Below are 21769 nucleotides of genomic sequence, written 5' to 3'. Positions count from 1 at the left end.
CAAGCGGATCTTGTCTTAAAAACTGCCGAGCCAGATTTTTTCGAGATCCGAAAAAATTAATGGCAATGGGAGGAAATCATGTATCTCGGCCTCGACCTGGGCACTTCGGGCGTCAAGGCGCTGCTGATCGACGACGGCCAGAAAGTCATCGGCTCCGGCCATGGCTCGCTCGACGTCTCGCGGCCGCATCCCGGTTGGTCGGAACAGGATCCGGCGCATTGGATCGAGGCCTGCGAGACGGCGATTGCCGAGCTCAAGGCTTCGCACCCGAAGGAGCTTGCCGCGGTCAAGGGTATCGGCCTTTCCGGCCAGATGCATGGCGCCACCCTGCTCGATACCTCGGACAAGGTGCTGCGCCCCTGCATCCTGTGGAACGACACGCGCAGCCATGTCGAGGCGGCGGCGCTCGATGCCGATCCGCGCTTCCGCAAGCTCACCGGCAACATCGTCTTTCCCGGCTTCACCGCGCCGAAGCTTGCCTGGGTGAAAGAACACGAAGCCGGGACCTTCGCCGCCATCGCCAAAGTGCTGCTGCCCAAGGATTACCTGCGACTCTGGCTGACCGGCGAGCACATTTCCGAAATGTCGGATTCGGCCGGCACCTCGTGGCTCGATGTCGGCAAGCGCCGCTGGTCGCCGGAACTGCTGGCGGCGACATCGCTCGACGAGAAGCACATGCCGTCGCTGGTCGAAGGCACGGCCAAGGCCGGCGCCTTGCGCGGCGAGCTCGCGTCGAAATGGGGGATCGCGGCGGGAATTCCAATTGCCGGCGGCGCCGGCGACAATGCGGCCTCCGCCTGCGGCATGGGCACGGTCGGCGCCGGGTATGCTTTCGTCTCGCTCGGCACGTCGGGCGTGCTCTTTGCGGCAAACGCCTCCTATCTGCCCAATCCGGAAAGCGCGGTGCACACATTCTGTCATGCGCTGCCCGACACCTGGCACCAGATGGGCGTGATCCTGTCGGCCACCGATTCGCTCAACTGGCTGTCGGAGATCACCGGAAAGGACGCCGGCGACCTGACCGGCGAGCTTGGCGACAAGCTCAGGGCGCCGACGGGCGTCACCTTCCTGCCCTATCTCTCGGGCGAGCGGACGCCACACAATGATTCCGCCATCCGCGGCTCCTTCACTGGCCTCGCGCATCAATCGAGCCGGGCCGTGCTGACGCAGGCCGTGCTCGAGGGCGTCGCCTTCGCCTTCCGCGACAGTCTCGAAGCGCTGAAGACGGCCGGCACGATACTGAGCCGGGTGACCGCGATCGGCGGCGGCTCGCGCTCGCGCTATTGGCTGAAGGCGATCGCCACCGCGCTGCAGGTGCCGGTCGACATCCCGGCCGATGGCGATTTCGGCGCCGCCTTCGGCGCGGCGCGGTTGGGGTTGATCGCCGCGACCGGCGCCGATCCGCTTGCCGTCTGCACCGCGCCGGCGACGGATGCGACGGTCGAGCCGGATGCCGGGCTGGGCAGCGCTTATGCCGATGCCTATCAGAGGTATCGGGCGCTGTATCCGGCAATAAGGGCTGTTACTGCGTGAGTATGCGCGAGGCCCCCCTCTCTGCCCTGCCGGGCATCTCCCCCTCAAGGGGGGAGATTGGCAGCTTCGGCGCTGCCGCGCTTTTTTCAATGCTGGCGATTGGCGAAGGTCCGCGTGACAGTCAATCTCCCCCCTTGAGGGGGAGATGCCCGGCAGGGCAGAGGGGGGTGCCTCGCGCCCCTCTTACCCATTTAGCCTCATTGCGCCGGCACCTTGTCCAAAAACCCGGTGACGCTCTTCAGCCGACCATCCTCGATGACGCCGATGTCGGTGCCTTCGATGACGGACTCGCTGCTTTCCGGTCCCAGATTCCACGAGAAGCGGATATTGTCGGCGAAACCGTCCGGCTCGCCTTTGAGCGAGAAGCGGAAGCCGGCGAAACGCTGCTGGACGCCGTCGATCAGCGCCGCGATGCCGTCACGGCCGTCGCCCTGCATGACCGGGTCGCGATAGCTGACATCCTTGGTGAACGCCGCGTCGAGCAGCGCCTTGCGGCGGGTCGCATCGCTCTCGTTCCAGGCGGCGATGTAGTTACGGGCGATCGTGTTGAGGTCGGTCATTGTCATGTTCCTTCGTTGTATCGTTTCGACATGACGCTTTTCGCGCCCCGCAAGAGCGAAACCAATTACGCCTGAGGTAATCAGGCAAAGCACCCGGAGAGGAAGGAAACCATGAGCAGCGGATTTTTCGGCGATATCAAGAAGATCAAATATGAAGGGCCGGATTCGACCAATCCGCTGGCCTACCGGTTCTACAATCCCGACGAGGTGGTAGCCGGCAAGCGGCTGGAAGACCATTTGCGCTTCGCCGTCGCCTATTGGCATTCCTTCGCATGGCCGGGCGGCGACCCGTTTGGAGGCCAGACCTTCGACCGCCCTTGGTTCGCCAAGCCGGGCGGCGTCGACACGATGGAGCTGGCCAAGCTCAAGGCCGACGTCGCCTTCGAAATGTTCGCGCTGCTCGGCGCGCCCTATTTCTGCTTCCACGATGCAGACGTGCGCCCGGAAGGCAAGGATTTTTCGGAGAGCGCCGCGCGCCTCGACGAGATCACCGACTATTTCGCCGACAAGATGAAACAGACCGGCGTCAAGCTGCTCTGGGGCACGGCAAACCTCTTCTCGCACCGCCGCTTCATGTCGGGCGCGGCTACCAATCCCGATCCGGATGTGTTTGCCTATGCGGCGGCGACGGTGAAGAGCTGCATCGACGTCACCAAGAAGCTCAAGGGCGAGAACTATGTGCTGTGGGGCGGCCGCGAGGGCTATGAGACCTTGCTCAACACCGACCTTGCCCGCGAGCAGGAACAGGCCGGCCGCTTCCTCAGCCTCGTCGTCGATTACAAGCACAGAATAGGCTTCAACGGCACGATCCTGATCGAGCCGAAGCCGCAGGAGCCGACCAAGCACCAGTACGACTATGACGTCGCCACCGTCTATGGCTTCCTCAAGCGCTTCGGGCTGGAGAAGGAAGTCAAGCTCAACATCGAGCAGGGCCACGCGATCCTTGCCGGCCATTCCTTCGAGCACGAGCTGGCGCTGGCCAACGCGCTCGGAATCTTTGGTTCGATCGACATGAACCGCAACGACTACCAGTCGGGCTGGGATACCGACCAGTTCCCCAACAACGTGCCGGAAATGGCGCTGGCCTATTACCAGGTGCTGCAGGGCGGCGGCTTCAAGACCGGCGGCACCAATTTCGACGCCAAGCTCAGGCGCCAGTCGCTCGACCCGGACGACCTCCTGATCGGCCATATCGGCGGCATGGATGCCTGCGCGCGCGGCCTCAAGGCGGCGGCCAAGATGATCGAGGACAAGGCGCTGTCCGGCCCGCTCGCCGAGCGCTATGCTGGCTGGAACACCGCCGAAGGCAAAGCGATGCTCTCGGGTGAGCGCACGCTGGAGGAGATCGCCGAGCGCGTGGTGAAGGACAAGATCGAGCCGCAGCCGCGCTCCGGCCGGCAGGAACTGCTGGAGAACATCGTCAACCGCTACGTCTGATCGCTCAGGCGGAACGCCCGACCGTATTGCATTCGCGCGGGGCAGAACTTCACGACAAGGTTTTGCCCCGAGCCGCCCCTTAATCGCCCCGCTCTTGCCTTCAAACAGCCGTCACGGAACTCGTATAAACGTGGCTCCTGTGGCGGGTGAAGAAGAAGGAGGCGAACCGATATGCAGCATGAACGCGAAATCGACGCCCTGCTTTCGTCCGGCGAGGCCGGATCGATCATCGACCGGCTGATGGCGTTGCCGCATTCGAAAGACGGCGGCCGCAAGACAAATGAATGGGACCGCGCGGTCGCCGCGCGGTTGGAAACGGCGCTGGCCAAAAGCATGCGCACGCGCATCGTCGGCGAAGGCCGCGACGCCGCCTGATTCTTCCGCGACTGATTCTTCCGTGGCCTGATTCTTCCGCGGCCCGATTCCTCCGCGGTTTGACGAACGCAGACTGTTTCTCCATCCTGCGTCTATGATACGCGCGGTGCTCCTGGATCTTCTAGGTGTCGTCTGTGATGGCGACACCCCGATAGCGGGAGCGGCGAAGGCAATTAAGCGTCTGCGCGATGCCGCCTTGCCGCTGCGTTTCGTCAGCAACACGACACGTTCACCGCGCAGCAAGATCGTCGCGCAACTTGCCGCCATGGGCATCAAAGTTGCGGACGAAGAATTGCTGACGCCGGCGCAGGCTGCGATCGAATGGTTGCGCAGGCACGGGTGCCAGCCGCATCTGCTCGTCCATCCCGATCTCGAAGCAGAGTTTTCGGGCCTGGAGGGAGGAAGCAGCAAGGCGGTCGTCGTGGGCGACGCCGGCGAGGCATTCGGCTATGCCAGCCTCAATCGTGCTTTCCGCGCGTTATCCGCCGGTGCCGATTTTGTGGCTTTGGCCACCAACCGCATCTTCAAGGATGCGGATGGCCAACTCAGCCTCGACGCCGGCGCCTTCGTTGCGGCCCTCGAATTCGCCAGCGGCCGAAGTCCCGTCGTGCTCGGCAAGCCGTCGGCGGACTTCTTCCTTTCGGCGCTCGCCGATTTGAACTGCCCTGCGGCCGATGCGGTCATGGTCGGCGACGACGCGGAGAGCGATGTCGCCGGCGCGCTCAGCGCCGGTCTCGGCGCGGCGCTGCTCGTGCGGACCGGCAAATACCGCCCCGGCGACGAAACGCGCTTCGATCCGGCTCCGACGGCGTTGGTCGACGATCTCACCGCCGCGACGGACTGGATACTTGAAGCGCGCCGTACTGAGACGTATCCGGCCGATGCGCTTTGAGTTTCATCTGACGCATGCCGTCCAGCGAGCGCGCTCGCATCGGCGGCACGGGAGCCGCTACAGCGACCCGAAAGGATGTGAGGCCATGCCGAAGATCAACGCAACCGCCTTGCCGTTCGTCGCGCGCGGCGGTTATCCGCCGCCGCACGACAAACTGGTCGCCGGCCGTTCGCGCAAGCGTCTCGGCGATGAGGCCGGCCTGACCCAGTTCGGCGTCAACCTGGCGAAGCTCGTGCCTGGCGCTTTCTCATCGCTTCGCCATTGGCACGAGAATCAGGACGAGTTCGTCTTTGTCATTGAAGGCGAGCTGACGCTGATCGAGGACGAAGGCGAGACCGTGCTGCGGCCGGGCGACGCGGCCGGCTTCAAGGCGGGCGTCGCCAACGGTCACCATCTGGTCAACCGCTCCGACAACGACGCCATCTATCTCGAGGTAGGAACGCGCACGCCGCGCGAACACGCGCACTTTTCCGACGTCGATCTGGTCGCCGTCGCCGACGAGACCGGCGTCCACTACAGCCGCAAGGATGGAGGGCGGCTATGAACGCTTCACTTTTTCCTGGAATTGCCCTAGCCGCGCCGCAGCCTGACCGGCGCCTCGCCGAAAGCTCTTGAAAATGCCCTGGAAAATGCCGCGGCGGACGAAAAGCCTGTACGCCCGGCAATATCCGCCATGGCGATGCGCGTGTCGACCACCAGGCGGCGAGCGGCGCTGAGGCGCAGCCTCAGATAATAGGCGCCGGGCGTCTCGCCGATCGATCTGCGGAAAATGCTTTCCAGCGTTCTTGCCGTGACACCGGCGCGTTTGGCGACGGCGTCGATGGTGAGCGGCTGGTCGACATGCGCTTCCATCAGCCGGATCGCCTGGGCAAGCCTAGGATCGTAGCCGTCGAGCCGGCCAAGCGAGACCAGCGGCTGCGCGTCGGTCGCGGCACGCGCCTGGTCGTAGATGAAGACGCTCGCGACATCGAGCGCGGCGGCCATGCCGAGCCTCGTGCGGATGAGATGCAGCATCAGGTCGAAGGTCGGCGAGGCGCCGCCGGAGGTGAAGACCGGCCCATCGATGACGTAGCGATCCGGCCGCACATCGACGCCCGGGAACGCGGCGGAGAAGTCCTCCATGTCCTCCCAATGCGTGGTGGCGCTGCGGCCCTCAAGCAGGCCGGCGCGCGCCACTAGCCAGGTGCCCGCCTCCACGCCGCCACAGGCGCGCGCGGCGCGAGCAGCGCGGCGCAGGCCGGCAAGCAGCGCCGACGTGGCGTAGTTCTGCGTGCCGAAGCCAGCGACGACGACCAGCATGTCGGTGGCTTCGGCCGCGTCGAAGCGGCCGCTGACGGCCACGGGAAGGCCGCATGTCGTGACCGGAGCCTCGCCGGTGAGCGAGACCAGCTTGAAATCGAACAGCGTCTCGCCCGAGATGCGGTTTGCGGCGCGTAGCGGGTCGACCGCCGAGGCCACGCACATGATCGAGGATCCCGAGAACACGAGGAACGTCACCTTGAGCGTCTCGCGTTCGGACCGAAAGATGGTCGGCTTTTCGCTTTTGATCATGAGGTCTTCGTAAAACGCAAAACAGTTTCCGACAAGTCGGTCATTCTTGGCCAGCTTCGGCGCATGTCGTCATACCAAAGCCGGTTTCCGACTTTTTGGTCGACATGGATGGCTGATCTAACTGGGAGGAAAGACTATGCCGCTTGCGATGAACCGCGAGGTCTTCATTACCTGTGCCGTGACCGGCTCCGGCGGTACGCAGGACCGCAGCCCGCATGTGCCGCGTTCTCCCAAGCAGATCGCCGATTCGGCGATTGACGCCGCCAAGGCGGGTGCGGCGATCGTCCATTGCCATGTGCGCGACCCCGAGACCGGCAAGCCCAGGCGCGACGTGCATCTCTACCGCGAGGTGACCGAGCGCATCCGCGAGGCCAATGTCGATGTGGTGCTGAACCTCACTGCCGGCATGGGCGGCGACATGGTGTTCGGCTCGCCGGAAGCGCCGCTGCCGCTGAACGAGAAGGGCACCGACATGGGCGGCGCCTCCAACCGCATGGAGCATGTGCGCCAGTGCCTGCCGGAGATCTGCACGCTGGATTGCGGCACGATGAACTTCGCCGAAGCCGACTATGTGATGACCAACACGCCCGGCATGCTGCGCGCCATGGGCGGCATGATGACGGCGTTGGGCGTGAAGCCCGAGATCGAGGCCTTCGATACCGGCCATCTGTGGTTCGCCAAGCAGCTGGTCGAGGAAAAGGTGCTCAACCCCGACGCGCTGGTGCAGCTCTGCATGGGCGTGCCGTGGGGTGCGCCGGACGACCTCAACACCTTCATGGCGATGGTCAACAACGTGCCCTCGACCTGGAACTGGTCGGCCTTCTCGATCGGCCGCAACCAGATGGCCTATGCGGCGGCGGCCGTGCTTGCCGGCGGCAATGTCCGCGTCGGCCTAGAGGACAATCTGTGGCTCGACAAGGGTGTGCTCGCCACCAACGCGCAGCTCGTCGAGCGCGCGGCCAGCATCGTCACCAATCTCGGCGCCAGGATTCTTGGGCCGGAAGACGTGCGCAAGAAGCTCAACCTCACCAAGCGGGCGCCGATCGCTGCCGCGGCTTAAGCATGATCCCGAAAAGTGGGTACCGGTTTTCGGACAAGATCATGCTCAAACAAGACACCGGGAGTTGAGCATGGCTACCGTCAAATTCACGGCGATGAAGGACGGCGACAGGGAAGACTACGAATTCCTGACCGCCCATGAGATCGACTATGCCGCCAAGACCGGCGACCGGCTGCTCGACGCGCTCGTGCAGCTGGACGAAGGTCTGTCGGGCTATAAGATCACCCGGCTCGGCCATTCGCTGCAGGCGGCGACGCGCGCCTGGAAGGATGGCGCCGACACCGACTGGGTCGTCTCAGCGCTGCTGCACGACATCGGCGACATCTATGCGCCCTACAATCATGACGAATATGCGGCTGCGATCCTGAAACCCTTCGTGCGCGAGCAATGCACCTGGGTGGTGGAAAAGCACGGCGACTTCCAGCGCCTCTATTACGCGCATCATCTGGGCGGCAACCGGCATGCCCGCGACCGCTTCGCCGGCCATCCGTATTTCGACGATTGCGACCAGTTCTGCGAGCGCTGGGACCAGTCGAGCTTCGACCCCGGCTACGAAACGCTGCCGGTCGAGTTCTTCCGGCCCTTCGTGCTCGAAGTGTTCGCCCGCAACGCCTACGATCCGGCCGTGATCCGCACCGGCGAGCGCGTGGCCCTCACAGATCCCGAAACAGCCAAGACGAGAACCGGAGCCTGACCATGAGCATCATCAACAAGGCGGCCGCCATCGGCGGCGGCGTCATCGGCGCCGGCTGGGTGGCGCGGCTGCTGCTGAACGGCATCGACGTCTCGATCTTCGATCCGGATCCGGAAGCGTCGCGCAAGGTTGGCGAAGTGATGAAGGGCGCGCGCCGCGCCTACAAGCAGATGCTGCCCGGCGGCCTGCCCAAGGAAGGCAAGCTGACCTACGCCAAGACCATCGCCGAAGCGGTCGCCGACGCCGACTTCATCCAGGAGAGCGTGCCGGAGCGCCTCGACCTCAAGCACAAGGTGCTGGCCGAGATCGACACGCATGCGCCGGCCAACGCCATCGTCGGCTCGTCGACTTCCGGCATCAAGCCGACCGACATGCAGGTTGCGATGAAGAAGCACCCGGAACGGCTGGTGGTCGGCCATCCGTTCAACCCGGTCTACCTGCTGCCGCTGGTCGAGATCGTCGGCGGCGAGCAGACCTTCCCCGAGGCGATCGAGGTGGCCAAGGAGCTCTACGCCTCGATCGGCATGAAGCCGGTGATGGTGCGCAAGGAGATCGAGGCCTTCGTCGGCGACCGCCTCCTGGAAGCGGCCTGGCGCGAGGCGCTGTGGCTGGTCAAGGACGGCATCTGCACCGTCGAGGAACTCGACGACATCATGCGCTATTCCTTCGGTCTGCGCTGGGCGCAGATGGGCATGTTCCAGGTCTATCGCGTCGCCGGCGGCGAGGCCGGCATGCGCCACTTCATGGCGCAGTTCGGACCCTGCCTGAAATGGCCCTGGACCAAGCTGATGGACGTGCCGGAGTTCAACGACGAGCTGGTCGACCTGATTGCCACGCAGTCGGACGAGCAGGCGCATGGCCTGTCGATCCGCGAGCTGGAGCGCATCCGCGACGACAATCTGGTCGCGATCATGGAAGCACTGTCGAAGCAGAACAAGGGCAAGGGCTGGGGCGCCGGGGCGCTGCACAAGGACTATACCCGGCAGCTCGCCAAGCTGGCGGCGAAGAAGACCTCCACCAAGGCTCCCGCAAAGGCCAAGCCGGCGAAGAAAGCCGCGAAGCCGGCAAAGGCTGAAAAGCCGACAAAGACTGGGAAGCCAGCCAAGGCCGATAAGGCGAAGAAGGGCAAGAAGAAGGGTTGAGGCGATGAATTTCGGTCTTTCGGAAGAACAGAAGCTCATCGTCGAGACGACCCGCGCCTTCGTCGAGAACGAGCTCTACCCGCATGAGCGCGAGGTGGAGCGCACCGGCGAGCTGCGCCGCGAGCTGATCGACGAATTGAAGGCGAAGGCGATCGGGGCCGGGCTTTATGCTGCTAACATGCCGGCCGATGTCGGCGGTGCCGGCCTCGATACGGTGAGCTGGCTGCTCTACGAGAAGGAGCTTGGCCGCGCCAATTACGCGCTGCACTGGACCTGCGTGGCGCGTCCGTCCAACATCCTGCTTGCCGGCACGCCGGAACAGCGCGAGAAATATCTCTTTCCCTGTATCCGCGGCGAGAAGTGGGACTGCCTGGCGATGACGGAGCCCGGCGCCGGCTCCGACCTGCGCGGCATGAAGGCGACGGCGGTGCAGGACGGCTCGGACTGGGTGCTCAACGGCACCAAGCACTTTATCTCGCATGCCGACATCGCCGACTTCGCCATCGTGTTCATGGCTTCGGGCGAAGAGGATTCGCCGCGCGGCAAGCGCAAGAAGATCACCGCCTTCTTCGTCGACAAGGGCACCAAGGGCTTCGCGGTGCGCGACGGCTATCGCAACGTCTCGCATCGGGGCTACACCAATTCGATCCTCGAATTCGACGACTGCCGGCTGCCGGCTTCCCAGGTGCTCGGCGAAGTGCATAAGGGCTTCGACGTCGCCAACTCCTGGCTCGGCGCCACGCGTCTCCAGGTTGGCGCCACCTGCCTCGGCCGCGCCGAACGCGCGCTGTCGCACGCCATAGAATATGCCGCGCAGCGCCAGCAGTTCGGCCAGCAGATCGGCAAGTTCCAGGGCGTGTCGTTCAAGCTCGCCGACATGGCGACGGAATTGAAGGCCGCGGACTTGATGGTCTTCGAAGCCGGCTGGAAGTACGATCAGGGCACCGTCACCGACCAGGACATGGCGATGGCCAAGCTGAAGGCCACCGAGATGCTGGCCTTCGTCGCAGACGAGGCCATCCAAATCCATGGCGGCATGGGGCTTATGGACGACCTGCCGCTGGAGCGCATCTGGCGCGACGCTCGCGTCGAGCGCATCTGGGAAGGCACGTCGGAGATTCAGCGACATATTATTTCGCGGGCGCTGCTGCGTCCGTTCGGAGCTTAGAGCATGATACGCCAAGGCCCGGATCCGGCCTTGGACAAGATCGCGCTCGAACGAAAAGATGGCCATGCATAAACTCGAACGTCTCCTGCGCCCGAAATCGATCGCCGTGTTTGGCGGGGCGCAGGCCGCCGCCGTCGTGGCGCAGTCGATCAAGATGGGCTTTGCCGGCGAAATCTGGCCGGTGCATCCGACCAAGGACGAGGTCGCGGGCCGCAAAGCCTACCGCTCCGTTGCCGACCTGCCGGGCGCGCCGGACGCCGCCTTTGTCGGCGTCAACCGGCATCTCACCATCGAGGTGATCAAGGCGCTGGCCGAGCGCGGCGCCGGCGGCGCCGTCTGCTTTGCGGCCGGCTTCCTCGAGACCGAGGCCTATGACGAGGACGGCGAGCGGCTGCAGGCCGAGCTCGTCGCCGCCGCGGGCCAGATGCCGATCATCGGTCCAAACTGCTACGGCCTGATCAACTATGCCGACGGCGCGTTGCTTTGGCCCGACCAGCATGGCGGGATCAGACTGGCCGAGGACGGCAAGGGCGTCGCCATCATCACCCAGTCGTCCAACATCGCCATCAACATGACGATGCAGAAGCGCGGGCTGCCGATCGCCTTCCTGATGACAGCCGGCAACCAGGCGCAGACGGGGCTTTCCGAAATGGCGCTTGGCCTGATCGAGGACGAGCGCGTTACCTCGCTCGGCCTGCATATCGAGGCCTTCGATTCGGTCGCCGGCTTCGAGAAACTGGCGGCCCGGGCGCGCGAATTGAAGAAGCCAATCATCGCCATGAAGGTCGGGCGGTCCGAACAGGCAAGGCAGGCGACGGTGTCGCACACCGCTTCGCTCGCCGGCTCGGACGCCGCCTCCGGCGCGTTCCTGAAGCGGCTCGGCATAGCGCGTGTCGATTCCATTCCGGCCTTCATCGAGGCGCTGAAGCTGCTGCACATCACCGGCCCCCTATCCGGCTACAAGCTTTCATCGATGAGCTGCTCGGGCGGCGAGGCTTCGGTGATGGCCGACAGCGCCGAGGGGCGCTGGGTGCATTTCCCGGCACTGACGGCCGAGCACCGCGCACATGTCAAATCGACGCTCGGGCCGCTGGTCGCCGTCGCCAATCCGCTCGACTACCACACCTTCATCTGGAACAACGAGCCGGCGATGACGGCCACCTTCACCGCGATGGTGTCGGGCGGCTTCGACCTCAACATGCTGGTGCTCGACTTTCCGCGCCCGGACCGCTGTTCCGACGTCGACTGGTGGGCGACGCTGCGCGCCTTCGAGGCGGCGCTGAAGACCAACAAGGCGCAAGGGGCGATCGTCTCCTCGCTGCCGGAAAACTTGCCGGAGGAATACACCGCCGGCCTGATGGCGCGCGGCATGGTGCCGCTGTTCGGCATCCCGGAAGCCATGGACGCCGCCCAGGCCGCCGCCTTCATCGGCTGGGCCTGGCGCGAGCCGCAGGCGCAGCCGGTCGACACCACGGCGGCAGGCGTATCCGAAGCCAAACGCGTGACACCGGACGAGGCCGAGGCCAAGGAAAGGCTGATCAAGGCCGGCCTGCCAGTGCCAAGGGGCGAGCGCGCCTCCAATGCGGTCGAGGCGGTGATCTCGTCCATGACGCTGGGCTTCCCGGTGGCTCTCAAGGCGCTCGGTGTCACGCACAAGTCGGAAGTCGGCGCTGTCAGGCTGAACCTCAAGGACGCCGAATCCGTCAGCGCCGCCGCGCATGACCTTTTGCCGCTCGGCACAGGGCTCTATGCCGAGCGCATGGTGCGCGACGGCGTCGCCGAGCTGATCGTCGGTTTCACCCGCGACCCGATGTTCGGCGTGGTGATGACGCTCGGCACCGGCGGCGTGCTAGTCGAGCTTTTGCGCGACAGCGTGACCCTGATGCTACCGGCAACGCGCGACGACATCGAGGCGGCATTGCGTGGGCTCAAGCTCTACCCGCTCCTCGAAGGCTATCGCGGCCGGCCCAGGGCCGACGTCGACGCCGCCATCGACGCCATCGCCGGCATTGCCGACTTCGTGCAGAAGAACGAAGGCGAGATCGAGGAACTCGACATCAACCCGCTGATCGTCTGCGCTAAAGGCAAGGGCGCCTGGATCGCGGATGCCCTGCTCGTGCTTGGAGAAAAGAAGAATGGCTGACGTCATCACCACCCGCCGCGAAGGCGCGATCCTCGAAGTCACGCTCGACCGGCCGAAGGCCAATGCGATCGACCTCAAGACGTCGCGGCTGATGGGCGAGACCTTCAAGGCGTTCCGCGGCGATCCCGAGCTGCGCGTCGCTATCGTCAAGACCGCAGGCGACAAGTTCTTCAGCGCCGGATGGGACCTCAAGGCGGCGGCCGCAGGCGACGCGGTCGACGGCGACTACGGCGTCGGCGGCTTTGCCGGGCTGCAGGAGTTGCGCGACCTCAACAAGCCGGTGATCGCCTGCGTCAACGGCATGGCGGTGGGCGGCGGCTTCGAGCTGGCGCTGTCCTGCGACCTCATCTACGCCTCTGACCATTCCTCTTTCGCGCTGCCCGAGATCCGCGCCGGCACGCTGGCCGACGCTGCGACCATCAAGCTGCCGAAGCGCATCCCCTACCATATCGCCATGGACCTTCTGTTCACCGGCCGCTGGATGGATGTTGCCGAGGCGCATCGCTGGGGCCTGGTCAACGAGGTGCTGCCCAAGGACAAGCTCGAGGAGCGCGTCTGGGAGATCGCAAGGTTGCTAGCCAGCGGCCCGCCGCTGGTCTTCGCCGCAATCAAGGAGACCGCGCGGGTGGCCGAGGCGCTGACCTTCCAGGACGCCATGAACAAGGTGACGCGCCGGCAGTTGCCGACGGTCGACAAGCTCTACGGGTCGGAAGACAACATGGAAGGGTTCCGGGCGTTCGCGGAGAAGCGCGAGCCGGTTTGGAAGGGCAAGTGATTCTGCGGAGATGACGGAGCGAGGCCCCCCTCTCTGCCCTGCCGGGCATCTCCCCCTCAAGGGGGGAGATCAGATGTCACGCCCGCTTTCGCCAATCGCCGACGTTGGGAAAGAAGTGCCGTCGATGAAACTGCCAATCTCCCCCCTTGAGGGGGAGATGTCCGGCAGGACAGAGAGGGGGGCCTGGGCGCAATCATCCAAAGTTGGTCATCCGGCATGACCGACTACAAAACCCTTATCGACGCAGAAACCTGGGCCTTCATCGAGAAGACCAATTCCTACTATCCGCCGGACACGATCCACTACACGATCGAAGAGCAACGCGCGGTCTACGACCGGATGTGCCGGGAGTTCTTTGCCGGATATCCGCAAGGGGTGACGGCGGAGACGACTGCCGTTGCCGCAGCAACCAACAGCATCTCGATCCGCATCTACCGCAACGCCGCCCCGAACAACGCCGCGACGGTGCTCTACCTTCATGGCGGCGGCTTCATCCTTGGCGGGCTGGACAGCCATGACGATGTCTGCGCCGAGCTTTGCGCCCGCACCGGCTTCGATGTGGTTTCGCTCGATTACCGGCTTGCGCCGGAGCATCTGCATCCGGCGGCCTTCGACGACGCCATGGATGCCTTCGAATGGGCCGCCGAAACCTATGACCGCGCGATCGTGCTCTGCGGCGACAGCGCCGGCGGCAATCTCTGCGCGGCGGTAGCGCATGCCACGCGCGGTCACGCCAAGAAACCTGCCGGCCAGATGCTGATCTATCCTAGCCTTGGCGGCGACCATTCGCGCGGCTCCTACGTGACCCATGCCGAGGCGCCGATGCTGACGGCGCGCGACCTCGACTTCTACAAGCATATCCGAACCGGCGGCGTGGACCGGACCGGCGACATCACGCTCTACCCGCTCGCCGACGCCGATTTCGCAAACCTGCCGCCAACGGTGCTGATCACCGCCGAATGCGACCCGCTGTCGTCCGACGGCGAGGCCTATCGCGACCGCATCGTCGCGGCCGGCGGACACGCAACCTGGTTCGAGGAGCCTGGGCTGGTGCATGGCTACCTCAGGGCCAGACACATGGTCGGCCGGGCGCGGACGAGCTTCACGCGCATCGTCGAGGCTGTTTCGGCGCTCGGCCGGGGCGACTGGATCTGGTAACACCCGACGGCGCTTTCCGCTTCGCCCATGAACCTTTCCCCGCCAGCCGGCGACTGACGGTCAGGCGCCGCAATGGCGCGGCCCGGAAAGGAAGCCGCCATGACCAGAAACCCAGAGACTTCGCAGTCTCCGGGAACAACGCGAACCCGGCGCGATCACCGCCTTCGGGAAGGGGTCGACGCGCTGGGCTTCCGGCTGATTCCGTTGACCCTGCCCAGCAGCCGGCGTATCGTCACAAAGAGGAAAACAGACACTACGATCGGGGAAGAACGTGCTGGAACGCCGCGCCTTGCCCTGGTTGGCGCGGTAGAGGCGGACGTTCCTTCCAGCGGCTTCGGGGGGAGTTCAATGTCTGGCGTTCGCGGCTCGTTCCTGCGTTCCCGTGGCCGCCGTTTGAGCCGCGCGATCGCAACAAGCAGCGGAATTCTCGCTTTCGCGCTGTCCGCCGGCTTGTGGCTCGGCGGCGCGGCGAAGGCGCAGGAAGCCCAGATCATCCATCCCGGTTCGATGGCGGTCACCGGCTTTCCGGGCACCACCATTCCCGATTTCGATCAGGGATTGCCGCCCGGCGCCGACCCGGTCGACGAGACCTTCATCGATACGTCCCGCGCCTCCTTGCGCATTTTCGACGTCTCGCATCTCGGCGGGCCGGCCTCCGGCCAGCTCGTCAACACGCGCCCGCCCTTCGAGGTGACGGCCGGGCAGATCGGCGAGGTGTTCGGCCTGACCTATGACGATGGCGTGCGCGACGGCGTGCCGTCAGGCGCTCCCAACCTCTACGCAGCTGCGACCTCGCTGCATGGCATCGAGATCGTCACCCCGGACGCCGACAGCGACGGCAGGCCGGAACGGCAGCGCCGCGGCGCCGCGGGCGCCACCTTCATGGACGGCCAATTCGGCACCGAGAATGGCGGCGGCCCAGGCACGATCTGGAAGATCGACGGCATCACGGGCGCCGTTTCCAAATTCGCCGACATCGACACCAACAGCGGGCCGGGCATCGGCAATCTCGCCTTCGATCCGACCCATCGCGAGTTCTTCGCTTCGGATCTCGACACCGGGCTGATTCACCGCATCGATATCGAGGGCAATCTGATCGACAGTTTCGACCATGGCGTTGCCGGGCGCCCGGTGCATGGGCTCGCCCCGGTCGCCGACGACGGCGCCGTGATGGACATCCAGGCTGCCGCTTTCGATAGCGAACACCCCGAGACCTGGGGCTATACGCAGGATGCGCGCCGCGTCTGGGCTGTCGCCTATCATGGCGGGCGGCTCTATTATTCCGTCGGCGAGAAGGCCGAAATCTGGTCGGTCGGCATTGCGAGCGACGGAAGTTTTGCCGGCGATCCGCGCTGGGAACTGACGGTCAGGGCAGACAAGGATTATGCCGTCACCGACATCGCCTTCGACAATAAAGGCTTCATGTATCTCGCCCAGCGCGGCCCGGTCGAGAACCGCTACGATTACAGCCGTTTCGCCGATTCCGGCAAAGGCGAGCTGATCCGCTACTGGCGCGAGGACCCGGACGATCCGGCGACGGAATCGGCTTGGGTCGAGGTGCCGCAGGAATATGCCGTCGGTTTTCCGCAAGGCAATCGCCAGTCGGCCGGCGGCGTCGACCTGCAATATCGCTATGACGCCGAAGGCAATCTCGACACTTCCGTCTGCACCGACACCGTCGTCAACACCGGCGACAAGTTGCGTGACAATCCCGAGCTTGCCGAGCGGCTTGCCGCCGGCGGACCGCTCGGCGTGCAAGGCGTGCAACTGACGCCGAGCGCGCTGGTCAAGCCGGCCAACGTGCCGCCTTTCGGCTCCTGGTTCGTCGATTTCGACGGCTATTTCGAGGACCCGGACGTCCAAGGCCATGTCGGCGACGTGAGGGTCTGGCGCCCCTGCGAGGGCCGCGCCGGCTATTACGAGGAAATCCCCGGCGGCGGCTATCTGCCTCCGTTCTATCCGCCCGACTTCCCGCCGCCCGGCAATCTGCCGCCCTGCGTGGATGTCGAGGACGTGCATTACTACTGCACGCCGCGCGGTCTGCGGGCCGAACTCTATCTCCATGACCATGCCGGCTTCGGCGGCGATTCGATCAAGGCGCAGTCCCAGACGCCCGGCGTCGGGGTGACAACCCCCATGTCGCATGTCCCGGGCAAGCCCTACACGGTCGACATCACCGGCCATGATCCGGGCGACACCGTCAATGTCGGGCTCTGCTTCTACCGCAAGTCCGACCAGGACAAGGGTGGCTACTATCCTTGCTGCAAGATGACGCTGCCGCTGAGAACGCCAGCCGTCAGCTGCGAACGTTGAGGGAGGGACAGATGACAAATCTCGCCCTTTCCCGCTCCGTCTCGAGCCGTTCGAAAACCGTCATGGAGACGATCATGAAGCCCCTGTCATATGCCAGGCGCGGCGCGCGCTGGCTGATGGCGGCCGGTATCGCGGTCGCCATGCTGCCGGCCTTGCCGGCGCTCGCCCAGGACCAGGCTCCGGCCACGACCAATCAGGCCGCCAATCCGGCGTCACGCGGCATCAATGCGGAACTCGCGCGGATCGTGCCCTTCTTCACCAAGAAAGGCAGTCAGAAAAGCTGCGATTCCGTCGAGTATGTCCTGAGCTTCGGCATCCATGGCGACCCGCAGGACTTCGACCGGCCAAGCGTGGCCGCCCTGCTCAAGGCGACAAGGCTCGATTTCAAGGACCAACTGCCGCACGGCCTGCAGATCGTCAGCGTCGATGTCTCCGGCGACGGCACCAGCGCCTCCGGCGGGCCGCTGCCTGCTGCTTCAATCGGCATGTCGGCCAGCCCGAACGACACGGCCAGCGTTTCCAACTTCCGCATCAGCGCTGCTAACCTCGATGGCGTCGGTGCCGCGAACGAACGCGTCATCACCTTCCGGATCACCGCCAAGATAGACCATGCGACCTTTCCCGTGCCGACGACGGTCGATAACCAGGGTGAGATAGAGGTGGCCTTCAGAGGCGGTCCGGCAACAACGATCCACTCGCAGGATCCGAACAGACCAGACGACGGCGATTTCCTGACCGGCGTGAAGACCTCGATCAACATCGACCTGACCAAATGCAACCCGCCGCCTCCGCCTCCCGGCAAGGAATGCTTCAAGGTCGAGCATGGCACGGTCGACTGCGTGCCCGGCGGCGGCGCCTTCATCTACCATATGCCGGTCGGACCCGAGATGGGCGGCAAAGGGGTGCAGGTGTCGACGACTACGCCCGGCATCAGCATCGTTCCCGACATGCAAAAGGTGCCGGTCGGCGGCGGCGTGCTGAACTGGAAGATCATCGGCGCTTCGCCGGGCGAGACCGTCCATCTCGTCGTCACCGGCATCGAAACCTATGCCGGGCCGAAGGAAGGCTGGGCGCTCTGCTGCACGCAGGTCATCGACATCGTCATTCCGCGTGATCTCAGATGTCCGCCGAAGGACAAGGAGCCGGACCTCAAGGTCGAGAAGCATGCCGACGTGCCGCGGTGCACGATGGCCGGCGGCTGCGACTTCACCATCACCGTCACCAATGTCGGCGACGCGCGCTATAACGGCAAGATCGTGCTCGACGAGGTGACGCTGCCGGCAGGCTCGGTGCTGACCTCCGGGCCGAACGCGCCCTGGGTCTGTGTGCCCGGCACGACGCCGATGACCTGCACCTATCCGGCGACGACGCTCAATCCCGGCGCCTCGGTCAACCTCAAGCTCGGCTTCAAGCCGGCGGGCGGCTGGCAGGGCGGCGCGCTGCGCAACTGTGCCGCCTATGACTACCAGGCCAGCGGCAAGCCGCTGTTCGGCAGCCAGCAGAACGACCGCGGCTGCGCCTCGATCCCGATCTGCCGCCGTGGCGATCGCGATCCGCAGTGCAATCCGCCGGTCGAGAAGAAGGTCGACCTGATCCTGAAGAAGCGTGCGCGCAGCCCGGTCTGCACGCCGGACGGCGCCTGCACTTTCGTGATCGATATCATCAACAACGGCACCGGCACCTATAACGGGCCGCTGACGGTGATCGACGCCTATCCCGGCGGCGCGCCGACCTCGTCGACCTTCGGGCCGAGCCCGCCATGGGCCTGCGGAACGAACGGCCCCGGCCAGTTCCGCTGCGACACTGCCGGCATCTCGCTACCTCCGGGCGCCTCGACGCCGATCGTCGTCAGAGCGGTGATGCCCGCAAACTACCGCGCGGACACGGTGGAGAACTGCGCCGAGGTGAAGGGCATTGCCGGCGAGGTCGACCTTGCCAACAACAAGACCTGCGCCACCGAGCGCATCCGCCATCCAAATGGCGGCCAGCCCGGCCTGCGCATCACCAAGACCTGCGACGGCTCGCTTGCCGGTGCCGCGGTTTCCTGCCGCATCACCGTCACCAATGCCGGCACCGCCGCCCCGACCGGCCCGGTGCGGGTCAGCGATGCCGCGACGCTGGTGTCGGGCGGAGCGCCTGTCCAGATTCAAACCGTCACCCCGGACAGTGCGGACTGGGCTTGCGGACCGGTGCCTGCCAACACGCTGTCGTGCCAGATTCCAGGCGCCGTGATGACACCCGGAACCAGCCAGCACGTCGACGTGACGGTGAGCGGCAATGGCGCGTTCGATAACTGCGCGCGCGGCTCCTACGGGCCGGCGCCGGGCGACGACATCGTCTACCCGATCGGTCAGGCCTGCGCGAAGGGCGGCGCCTCGACCATCCGTGTCGAGAAGACCGGCGATGCCGAATGCCGGCCGGGAGAACCATGCTCGTTCGAGATCACCATCACGAATGATGGGCCGAACCCCTTCTCCGGCCCGGTCCGCATCGGCGATGCGATCGGCATCGACGGCATCGGCAGGCTGGAAGGCGTCCGGATCACCGCGATCGAGCCGCCCTTCGGCTGCTCGCCGGAGCCGGCGATGCTGCCGGCGTCCTGCATCGCCAATCTGACGCTGGGTGCTGGCGAAAGCCGCAAGCACCATGTCACCGTGACCCTTCCCGGCGACGGGCGGCTTGCCGATCTCAAGGGCGCGGTCAGCGGGCAGAACTGCGTCGGCGTGCTCTCGCCGAACACTCCAGTGCAAAGCGGCGGCGACGTGCTGTCACGCATGCCGAGCGGCGTGCAGGGCGATCGCGGCAAGGCCTATGCGTGCCATCCCTTCACTGTCAGCCGAGAGGTTAAGAACCAGTGCTTGTATGGAATGGTGCTGAACTCGGCCGGCCGCTGTGTCTGTCCGGAAGGCACCACCTTCCGTGACGGCCAATGCTCGTCCGGCGGCAGCAAGCTTCTGCCGCTGCCGCAGCGTTGCGTCCTGCTGCAGGGCCAGATCCGCACCGAGGACGGACGCTGCGTCTGCCCGCGCGGCACCGAACTGGAGAACGGCAAATGCGTGCGGGGCGAAGAGCCGCAGGAGCCACAATGCACGCTGCGTCCCGGCCAGTACCGCGACCAGAACGGCAATTGCGTCTGCCGCCGCGGCGAGCTGGTGAACGGCGTGTGCCAGGTCGTCCCGCCGAAATGCACGATCCGTGGCGCAGTGCTGACGACAGACGGCTGCGTCTGCCCGAAAGGCACGCATCTCGACCGTGCCGCCAAGGCTTGCGTGCCTGACAGGGAGCCGCCCCCCCAATGCCGTATCCGCGGCCAGTCCCGCAATGCCGATGGCGATTGCGTCTGCCCGAGCGGCATGGAGGTGCGCGGCGGCGCCTGCCGGCCGATCGTGTCGAAGCAGTGCCCGGTCCGCGGCCAGGTGCGCGACGCCGACGGCAACTGCGCCTGCCCGGACGGCCTGGTGGTGCGGGGCAAGGCCTGCCAGCGGCCGAAGCCGAGCCAGGAGCAGTGCGCCATCCGCGGCCAGGTCCACAACAAGCGGGGTGACTGCGTCTGCCCGCGCGGGACCGAAATCCGCGACGGCGCCTGCCGCAAGGCGCCGCTGGAATGCGCACCGGGTGCGGAGTTCATCGATGGACAGTGCCAGCCGGTCTTCACCCGGCGGCGCTGCCCGGCCGGAACGGCCGGACAGTATCCGGATTGCTACCCGATCCGCAGGCGGCCGGACATCGAGATCAACCCCGGCATCCTGCTCAACCCGAATGTGCTGCAGCAACTGGTGCCGCAGCGCCAACCGCGGCGCATGCTGCAGGATCCGGCGGGCGCCAACATCCAGAACTTCAAGCCGTAATCTTGCGGCTGAAGATCGAGACCCGCCGGAGCGATCCGGCGGGTTTTCTTTTCCACATCGAAGAAAGCCTTACGGCAGGCGGGCCAATGCGCCCGTCGAAAGTTGCTTCCCCTTGGCCGGATCATGGTCCGGGGCGTTTCACCGTTTCACGGAAACGGTGAACGCCCTATCTCTTTGTTTTTACGCAATTCCGGACGGAAAAGCGCTCGCACTTTTCCTGGAATTGCTCTAGGCAATCGCCCTGACAGGCGCGCGACCACGCGCACAGGACCGCCGGGAGAATTTGCGCCATGAGCAAGAAGACCCTGATCGCGCCATCGGTGCTGGCGTCGGATTTCTCGAAGCTGGGCGATGAGGTCGAGGCCGTCGTAGCGGCCGGCGCCGACTGGATCCATCTCGACGTGATGGACGGCCATTTCGTGCCCAACATCACCTTCGGCCCGCCGGTGATCAAGGCGATCCGCAATCGCACCAAGGCCTTCTTCGACTGCCACCTGATGATTGCGCCGGCCGATCCCTACCTGGCGGCCTTCGCCGAAGCCGGGTGCGACGGCATGACGGTGCACGCCGAAGCCGGGCCGCATCTCGACCGCTCGTTGGAGACCATCAAGAGCCTCGGCAAGAAGGCCGGCGTCTCGCTCAACCCGGCAACGCCGGAAACGGCGATCGAATATGTGCTCGACCGGCTCGACCTGATCCTGATCATGACGGTCAATCCCGGTTTCGGCGGACAGGCCTTCATCCCGGCGATCATCGACAAGGTGAATCGGGTGAAGGCGCTGATCGGCAGCCGGCCGATCCACATCGAGATCGACGGCGGCGTCTCGGCCGAGACGGCACCGCTGGTGACCGCGGCCGGCGCCAATGTGCTGGTGGCGGGCGCCGCCGTCTTCAAGGGCGGCAGCGTCGAAGCCTATAAGGCGAACATCGAAGCAATTCGCACCGCTGCCGACAAGACCGCCAGTTGAACGCATAGCAGTCCGATCTCTCGCGGAAGTTGCGCAACCGAGGTAGAGATTGAACGACTGTTCAATATGTGAAGCAGTGTGGGAATATCAGCTTTTTTTATCGAGATTCTACTTCGTTCAATAAATAGACGGCCCGTCTTGTCTTAAAGTCG

17 protein-coding genes are annotated in these 21769 nt (G+C 65.2%); 15 read left to right on the top strand and 2 right to left on the bottom strand.

Features of this window, described 5'->3' with window-relative positions; translation table 11 throughout:
• The first annotated feature begins 78 nt into the window (after positions 1-78).
• On the top strand, positions 79-1533 hold the full coding sequence (gene xylB, locus LB565_RS24430) for a xylulokinase (RefSeq protein WP_224588476.1): 1455 nt from the start codon (positions 79-81) through the stop codon (positions 1531-1533).
• A 197-nt stretch (positions 1534-1730) separates the two neighbouring features.
• Here the strand turns inward: xylB and LB565_RS24425 are convergent, their stop codons facing one another.
• Positions 1731-2093, bottom strand: a complete 363-nt coding sequence (locus LB565_RS24425; protein ID WP_224588475.1) for a nuclear transport factor 2 family protein — start codon at positions 2091-2093, stop codon at positions 1731-1733.
• A 111-nt stretch (positions 2094-2204) separates the two neighbouring features.
• Here LB565_RS24425 and xylA point away from each other — a divergent pair, with 111 nt between their 5' ends.
• The 4 genes from xylA (at position 2205) to LB565_RS24405 (ending at position 5341) form a co-directional block, all read left to right on the top strand.
• Positions 2205-3530: a xylose isomerase gene (gene xylA, locus LB565_RS24420; protein ID WP_224588474.1), complete on the top strand. Its 1326-nt coding sequence runs from the start codon at positions 2205-2207 to the stop codon at positions 3528-3530.
• A 171-nt stretch (positions 3531-3701) separates the two neighbouring features.
• Positions 3702-3905 carry a hypothetical protein gene (locus tag LB565_RS24415; RefSeq protein ID WP_140647174.1) on the top strand — a complete coding sequence of 68 codons (204 nt, stop codon included), beginning with the start codon at positions 3702-3704 and terminating at the stop codon, positions 3903-3905.
• A 106-nt stretch (positions 3906-4011) separates the two neighbouring features.
• On the top strand, positions 4012-4797 hold the full coding sequence (locus LB565_RS24410; protein WP_318012189.1) for a TIGR01458 family HAD-type hydrolase: 786 nt from the start codon (positions 4012-4014) through the stop codon (positions 4795-4797).
• Between the two features lie 85 nt (positions 4798-4882).
• Positions 4883-5341, top strand: a complete 459-nt coding sequence (locus LB565_RS24405) for a cupin domain-containing protein (RefSeq protein WP_224588472.1) — start codon at positions 4883-4885, stop codon at positions 5339-5341.
• Positions 5342-5367: 26 nt separating this feature from the next.
• On the opposite strand, the gene LB565_RS24400 is transcribed toward LB565_RS24405, so the two are convergent.
• On the bottom strand, positions 5368-6348 hold the full coding sequence (locus tag LB565_RS24400; protein ID WP_224588471.1) for a GlxA family transcriptional regulator: 981 nt from the start codon (positions 6346-6348) through the stop codon (positions 5368-5370).
• Positions 6349-6484: 136 nt separating this feature from the next.
• Between LB565_RS24400 and LB565_RS24395 the strand changes: the two genes are divergently transcribed.
• The 10 genes from LB565_RS24395 to rpe all read left to right on the top strand — a co-directional run bounded on the left by LB565_RS24395 (position 6485) and on the right by rpe (position 21617).
• A complete protein-coding gene (locus tag LB565_RS24395) occupies positions 6485-7408 on the top strand; it encodes a 3-keto-5-aminohexanoate cleavage protein (RefSeq protein ID WP_224588470.1) in 924 nt (307 codons plus the stop codon).
• A gap of 70 nt (positions 7409-7478) precedes the next feature.
• Positions 7479-8102: an HD domain-containing protein gene (locus LB565_RS24390; RefSeq protein ID WP_224588469.1), complete on the top strand. Its 624-nt coding sequence runs from the start codon at positions 7479-7481 to the stop codon at positions 8100-8102.
• A 2-nt stretch (positions 8103-8104) separates the two neighbouring features.
• The gene (locus tag LB565_RS24385; protein WP_224588468.1) at positions 8105-9244 is read left to right on the top strand and encodes a carnitine 3-dehydrogenase; all 1140 of its coding nucleotides are present in this window, start codon (positions 8105-8107) and stop codon (positions 9242-9244) included.
• Between the two features lie 4 nt (positions 9245-9248).
• Positions 9249-10412: an acyl-CoA dehydrogenase family protein gene (locus tag LB565_RS24380; RefSeq protein WP_224588467.1), complete on the top strand. Its 1164-nt coding sequence runs from the start codon at positions 9249-9251 to the stop codon at positions 10410-10412.
• 64 nt (positions 10413-10476) lie between these two features.
• On the top strand, positions 10477-12555 hold the full coding sequence (locus LB565_RS24375; protein WP_224588466.1) for an acetate--CoA ligase family protein: 2079 nt from the start codon (positions 10477-10479) through the stop codon (positions 12553-12555).
• Positions 12548-13330 (top strand): carnitinyl-CoA dehydratase, encoded by a 783-nt coding sequence (locus tag LB565_RS24370; RefSeq protein ID WP_224588465.1) that lies wholly within the window; start codon positions 12548-12550, stop codon positions 13328-13330. The genes LB565_RS24375 and LB565_RS24370 overlap by 8 nt, the downstream gene beginning before the upstream one ends.
• 216 nt (positions 13331-13546) lie before the next feature.
• Positions 13547-14488 carry an alpha/beta hydrolase gene (locus LB565_RS24365; RefSeq protein ID WP_224588464.1) on the top strand — a complete coding sequence of 314 codons (942 nt, stop codon included), beginning with the start codon at positions 13547-13549 and terminating at the stop codon, positions 14486-14488.
• Positions 14489-14836: 348 nt separating this feature from the next.
• Positions 14837-16801 (top strand): hypothetical protein, encoded by a 1965-nt coding sequence (locus LB565_RS24360; protein WP_411970689.1) that lies wholly within the window; start codon positions 14837-14839, stop codon positions 16799-16801.
• An 11-nt stretch (positions 16802-16812) separates the two neighbouring features.
• Positions 16813-20649, top strand: a complete 3837-nt coding sequence (locus LB565_RS24355) for a DUF11 domain-containing protein (RefSeq protein WP_224588462.1) — start codon at positions 16813-16815, stop codon at positions 20647-20649.
• 290 nt (positions 20650-20939) lie between these two features.
• Positions 20940-21617, top strand: coding sequence for a ribulose-phosphate 3-epimerase (gene rpe, locus LB565_RS24350; protein WP_224588461.1), 678 nt, complete (start codon positions 20940-20942; stop codon positions 21615-21617).
• Positions 21618-21769: the final 152 nt, after the last annotated feature.

The sequence above is a fragment of the Mesorhizobium sp. CA14 genome (assembly GCF_020165195.1).
In the GTDB taxonomy this organism is placed as follows: domain Bacteria; phylum Pseudomonadota; class Alphaproteobacteria; order Rhizobiales; family Rhizobiaceae; genus Mesorhizobium.
This window is presented reverse-complemented; position numbering and strand designations above follow the sequence as displayed.